General features: G+C 30.7%; 3 protein-coding genes. All 3 read left to right on the top strand.

Translation table 11 applies throughout. From position 1 onward, the window contains the following. The first annotated feature begins 143 nt into the window (after nt 1-143). The 3 genes from ABD715_RS17725 (at nt 144) to ABD715_RS17715 (ending at nt 2588) form a co-directional block, all read left to right on the top strand. Entirely contained in the window at nt 144-635 is a 492-nt protein-coding gene (locus ABD715_RS17725) for a glycine-rich domain-containing protein (protein ID WP_344789670.1), read from the top strand. After that, on the top strand, nt 635-1453 hold the full coding sequence (locus ABD715_RS17720; RefSeq protein WP_299436457.1) for a hypothetical protein: 819 nt from the start codon (nt 635-637) through the stop codon (nt 1451-1453). Before ABD715_RS17725 ends, ABD715_RS17720 begins: the two co-directional genes overlap by 1 nt. 250 nt (nt 1454-1703) lie before the next feature. Further along, on the top strand, nt 1704-2588 hold the full coding sequence (locus ABD715_RS17715; RefSeq protein WP_344789669.1) for a hypothetical protein: 885 nt from the start codon (nt 1704-1706) through the stop codon (nt 2586-2588). The last annotated feature ends 289 nt before the right edge of the window (nt 2589-2877 follow it).

The following is a 2877-nucleotide window of genomic DNA, read 5'->3' as shown; positions in this document are numbered from 1 at the left end:
TAACAATGTATAACCGCAATTACGGCGGATTCGACTACGTCCGAATCCACTCGGAATTGCTAAAGTCTGTGCTTAACCGAAAAGTAAAACATATAAACCCGTAACTGACGGTTATACGAGACCGTTACCACCAATTGCCAAAAATGACAGAAGAACAAAATAAATTATGGAATAAAATTCAAAATTTTGAAATTGACGACATAGGTTCTTCTTTTACATTTACAGATAGATTGGCAAGAGAAAATGATTGGTCAATAGAATATTCGCTGAGAACAATATTGGAATACAAAAAATTTATTTTTCTGATTACTATTTCAGATTTCCCTCAAACACCTTCAGACCAAATTGACCAAGTCTGGCATCTTCATTTACTTTACACGGAATCATATTGGATTGAACTTTGTAAAAACACAATAAATAAAAATATTCATCACGGACCAACAAAAGGCTCAGAGGAAAGAACTTTATTTAAAGAACAATATTCAAAAACACTTGATTTTTACGAATCAATATTTAATGAAAAACCACCAAGTGACATTTGGGTTGATATTGATACAAGATTTAACGAGATTCACTTTACAAGAGTTAATAGAAAGAGAAATTGGATAATACCTAAACTACGATTTAAAAAGTAATGAAAATACTATCTCAAATAACACCTGCAGAAACAATGCTAATTAAAGATTGTTCCTATGTAAAATTGAAAGATTTAATGAAGTTTACTTTTATGGATTTACTTCTAAAGAAAGTAATTGAAATTAAAGAAATTGATAAAAAATCTCATCCTAGAGACAACTACATTAGAACTTATACATATGTAATTTCAGGTAAAAACTTTAATAAATACCAGCCAAAAAATCACGAATTAATTTATTTGAGTCCATTTATTAAAAGTCCTTCAATTCAAATACTATTTAAGAACTTTATAAAAATGGCTTACGATACTTCAAACGGAAGCTGGAATTTTAAAAAATCGACAAGAAGTAATCGAGAAATCACCCCTTATTTTAAGCAATCATTCTTATTAAATTTATTTAGGTTAAATAAACTAACTGACAACGGAAACAAACTAAGGAGAGAAATATCAAACTATTTAAATGAGATTGATAAAAGTATAGACCATCTGCTTCATAATGATAAGAAGAAAGGATTAGAGTTATTATTGAGAATTGGAGGAAATATTTTCTTATTAAAAAACTTAGATTTTCAACTTTTAAAAACAATCGATAAAGAATTACTAAATCAACAAAAAGTTTTACATAGTGATACTTATGATTCTGACAGTGATTGGTGGTTATATGTTGACTTTTTTGAAGACGATTATATGTTTGATTCATATTTTGATAGCTTTGATGACACTTTAGATTCATTTGATTCTGAATTTGACGCATCTGGTTGCTCTTCTTGTGATAGTGGATGTAGTAGTTGCGGTGGTTGTGGCGGATGTGATTAAAAACTGGTGGTAACAACGTGTATAAAACATAGCTATTAAAGGCTTTCCGAGAGGTTTTTGTATATTTACAAAATACGCCAAATTTTTTATTTGGTTATATTTAGAAAAGAAATTTAAACATAAAATAAAAAATTCGGCTCGTGCTAAATCCGAAAAGTTAGCGTCTATTTATACGCTACATTTCATACACAAGACCGTTAGCAACAAGTTAAACCAACATTGCGTTCATCAACTCATACATAGAAATCGAATGTTAACATATAACGAGCTTATAGAATTGAGAGACAAACTCATAAATAATGAGATTGGGATAGAACTTGCAAAAGAGCAGTGTTGGAAAGACTTCAAAGAAGGACAACGGTCTTGGCACTCAAAAGATTGGAAAGAAAGAAGATTGAAAATCATTAAAGAAAAATGCCAAATATGTAATAGTAAAGAAACTTTAACATTACAGCATCTTTCTCATCCAAAAAAATACAACGAATATTTGAGAGTGATAACAAGAAATTATACTAATCAATATATTAATAGCAATTCCGAAATAGATAAAACTGAGTTTCGAAATCACGTATTAAGTGATTATGAATATATCCCTATTCCTTTGTGTCCAAATTGTAATAGTAAAAACCCAAGCGAAAGGGTAAGAAAAATGCCAAAATATCGCTGTACGGATTGTAAACACGAATTTGATGAAGCAAATTATAGGTCAGCAAGCGAACTGATTTCCATTTTTTTCGAAGATGAGGACGCTTATGAAGTGAGAGACAAGTGTTTCGTGTCTAAAGACAAATGGAAAAACAGACATAACCTATCAAATATTAAGTATTGGTTTCAAAGGAATAAAGCAAAGGATAAAGACGCTGAATCTATTGAAAAAAAAGCGTTTTTGCTATATCTAAACGACAATATCAAATACCTTTCGTTTGAGGATACAATAACAGCTTGTAGAAAGTGTGCTTCTAACTATGACTTGCACAGAATGGAATTATGTCCAAAGTGCAAGGAGTTTTACAAGGGAATTCAATATCCGACTTGTATTCAATGTTTACCTGAAGAAAAACGAAAAGAAGTAGAGGAACAAATTGAGTTCGGTAAACAATGGCGAGAAATGGAAAAAAGACTTGGAATTGACTAATAAACTAACATAAATAAAACCAGTTGCTAACAATGGCTATAAGTAATTGCTTGTTCTCGCCTACTTCTGAAAATCCTTGCGGATTTTCAGTTTGGTCTGTACTTGCAAAATTAAGTGACAAACCACGCAACTACTCATAGCCGAGACCGTTATACAGCAGTGTGACCCGTCCTGAATAAAGGCTACATAATTTTAAACATTATGTACAAAAATGACAAAGTAATTAGACGGTATTCAGAACCTTTTAAACTAAAAATTATTGACGAACTTAGTAAAGGTAAACACACAA

Source organism: Postechiella marina (genome assembly GCF_039538365.1).
GTDB lineage: Bacteria > Bacteroidota > Bacteroidia > Flavobacteriales > Flavobacteriaceae > Postechiella > Postechiella marina.
The sequence above is the reverse complement of the archived record's forward strand: the minus strand, read 5'-3'. Positions and strand labels throughout refer to the sequence as shown.